We start from the raw sequence: 2,945 nt of genomic DNA, 5'->3' as shown, positions 1-2,945 counted from the left end.
TGCCATTGTAAAACATATGAACAGCGCCATCAGAGCCTTTTTGTAAATGCTTCTCTTGCTCTGGTGTTAATGAAATGAAAGGAACAATCCCGCACAGGCAAGAGGACACATGGCTGTGGGGATTGTTGATCATTACCAACAGCACTTAAGGTTGGCATTCAGGTTGTACTGGGCTTCTTTTACAAAAAGGGCTGTTTAAGCGCTTTTCGACACTGCGCTTGGGAATAACAGCACCTGGACGACAAATGGGGAGGTTTTCGGCTCTAAAAGTATAACACGGACTCCCTCTCCCTTTATAGCGAAAACCTGATTGAATCATGCAAGCATAAATTGTTGCATCCTCATTAACACTAAGCTTTCTGTTTTCTGAATCAATATCAAAAATGCTTGGCATTCCGCATTCTAGCAAGGCTTTTCCTACATCAGTAAAATCTGTTCCTGGCTTCTCCCACATACTAAGATACCCTGGAGGAGGCTTATCAATGTTTTCAATGTCACATCCAGTGACACTTAATAGAATAAGCACTCCCAATAAGCTAAATAGTATTTTCATTTTCTCTTTCCTAAATCAGGTGGATAAATTGGTTTATAAGTAAATGAACCGTAACTCCATTTACACGCATTACTTGCATCACCATAACAATTATGAGGACTAGGATCGTAACCACCTAGCGCTCCCCCCATCTCTTTTATTGGACTCACCACTTTATATGATAGCATCAAACCGGTAGGTGATGGCATCAAAAACAAGGTAGTTGGTTCTAAAGGATATTGATAAGCAGTAGGTGGATTATGACCAACATACATACCAATGGGATCAAGTACATGGTTTTGTAAGTAAACATGGTCTTTCTTACCATCACTTACGACATATATTGTCCCCGCCATATCTTGAGCATTATAAGCTGGTCCCACAAGATAGATATCTGTTTTTTGTGCTAAACTGTGGATGCCACGCTTTTCAAAGTCACGCAATCCATTGCCTGCTGTTATGGCACCTCGGCTATGAGCAATCACTATCGTCCCATTATTGCCATAACGAGTGATAAAATCTTGGAACTTCTTGGTTGAATTGCTCAATCTCCAAGTGTTACCTTCCCAAAACTTTTGATAAAATGCTACTCCTAATTCAACTTCCCAGTCTTTAGCTTGGGGAAAGTATGTAAAATAAAGCGGTTCATGATTATTATCGGCAAATTGAACAGCACGATAGGCTGCCTCATCTGGTGTGTTAAAAATACCATTATAGAACATACGCCTGTTGCCATCAGAACCGGCTTGTAAATGTTTCTCTTGGTCTGGCATTAAAAAGTGATACAGAATTATTGGTTTTCCATCGCTGCCTTTTATATATTCTCCATTTTCATCGGTTAAATAGAGGACATTGCCATTTGCATCATGCGCAACCTCTCCTATCGGATGTTTTTTGACATATGAGATTTGATAAATTTTATCAAGATAACCAAATCCTTCATCGGACAAATCATTGATCATGTCTAAGCGATTATGCACGGCTGCCTCAAGCGGTGTGGCGTCTATCGGTGCTACAGCCTGGTGGGCTGCTGCAGTGTTGCGATTGAGAGAGCCAATGATTTGTCCCGCATCTTGCCCCATCGCCCTCTGGTTGCCTTCACCCGTTAGGATGATGGTGCCATCACTGATAGCGGATTTGGTTTCCCCTTCTGCATTATCTTTGGCTTTACCATGGTTTAAAACATTTTTGACAATGTTTTTTACCGTGTCATTCCCAGAAAGACTAAGCCCTTGGCTGCTGGCTTGCGCATGAGCGCTATTGGTGATGTCACTGGTACTAATGCTTGCTGTGGTCAGGCTGTTTTTGTCTGCCGGCGCACTGCTGGCAATAAGCCCCCCTGTGAGCGTGGTTGCCCCTGCAACAGTGATATCAAAGCCGCCATCACCCGCTTTAATGCCTGATTGCTCCACAACACTGTGATAATCGCTAGAGGATTTATCCTTTTGGAAAGAGGCGCTCATGGAGCCCCCACCACCCGTTTGTCCAGCACCAAACCCAACAGAAACAGAGTTTTGCTTGCTGGAAGTTTGACCCGTATCACTGCGGCTGATAATGCTGAAATCACCACCAACATTCATCTCTACAAGGTTTGCAGAAAACACGGCACCTGCTAGGGTAGTGTTTTGCTCACTGTTGGTATGAACCGTGCCCGTCCCTATAACATGGCTGTTCTTGTGGTGCACTTCATCACTAGAACCTTCCCCTTGACTAAAAGCAGCACTGCCTGTTGCCCCTGCTCCACCTGTGCCATAACCGTAGCCAACACTCATGGAAGCACTTTCACTGTTGTTTTGTGTGCTTTGCGTGTTTTTTGCACTTTCAAAGATGATATTTTGTCCTGCGCTCAAGGTAATATTCCCGCTCTGTGTATCATTTTCCAGCGCATAAATCGGGTTTGTGCCAGCGATAATATCACTACCAACACCATGGATATTTCCTTTGTGCGCGTTCATGTTGATAGAACGCCCAGCTTCTATGGTATCTGTTACCGCATTGGAGCCTTGAGAAGTGGCTTCTGCCTTCTCTGTCTTAAAGCCCACAGTTACACTGCCAGATGCGCCAGTCATATCGGCAAGAGCATCCTTGAAGGAACCTCCCATACTTCCTAAGGGACTGCTTAGTCCTTTGCTTAGGTTTCCCCTTTCCCCTGTATTGCCACCCACCCAATCAATAAAATTCCTGCCTTTATTAAAGAGGTGATTGATTTTCATGCCAGTCAGTATGCCATTAATAACTGTGTTATTGCCATCTTTATTGTTCATACGGTCCGCTGAATCTTTTAAGCCTTGTACCGTGCCAAGGACACCGATATCAACGGAAGTTGTCACACCAGCAAAAGACTTTTCATGCTTTTCTTTTGCGTTAGAGGTATCATGGCTTTCCGATAGTGTGATATTATTGCCAGCATCAA

2 protein-coding genes are annotated in these 2,945 nt (G+C 43.6%); both read right to left on the bottom strand.

What is annotated here, in order from left to right; translation table 11 throughout:
• Positions 1-145: 145 nt before the first annotated feature.
• Entirely contained in the window at positions 146-553 is a 408-nt protein-coding gene (locus PVV64_RS10185; protein ID WP_273722086.1) for a hypothetical protein, read from the bottom strand.
• The coding region (locus PVV64_RS10180) for a hemagglutinin repeat-containing protein (protein ID WP_273760872.1) at positions 550-2,945 on the bottom strand (2,396 nt) is incomplete at its 5' end. The genes PVV64_RS10180 and PVV64_RS10185, both read right to left, overlap by 4 nt.

The organism is Bartonella sp. ML70XJBT.G, from assembly GCF_028618575.1.
Taxonomy (GTDB): domain Bacteria; phylum Pseudomonadota; class Alphaproteobacteria; order Rhizobiales; family Rhizobiaceae; genus Bartonella.
The sequence above is the reverse complement of the archived record's forward strand: the minus strand, read 5'-3'. Positions and strand labels throughout refer to the sequence as shown.

What these genes read in the sequence shown, in the direction of transcription:
- PVV64_RS10185 (WP_273722086.1), bottom strand. Translation starts at nt 553, where the DNA reads ATGAAAATACTATTTAGCTTATTGGGAGTGCTTATTCTATTAAGTGTC.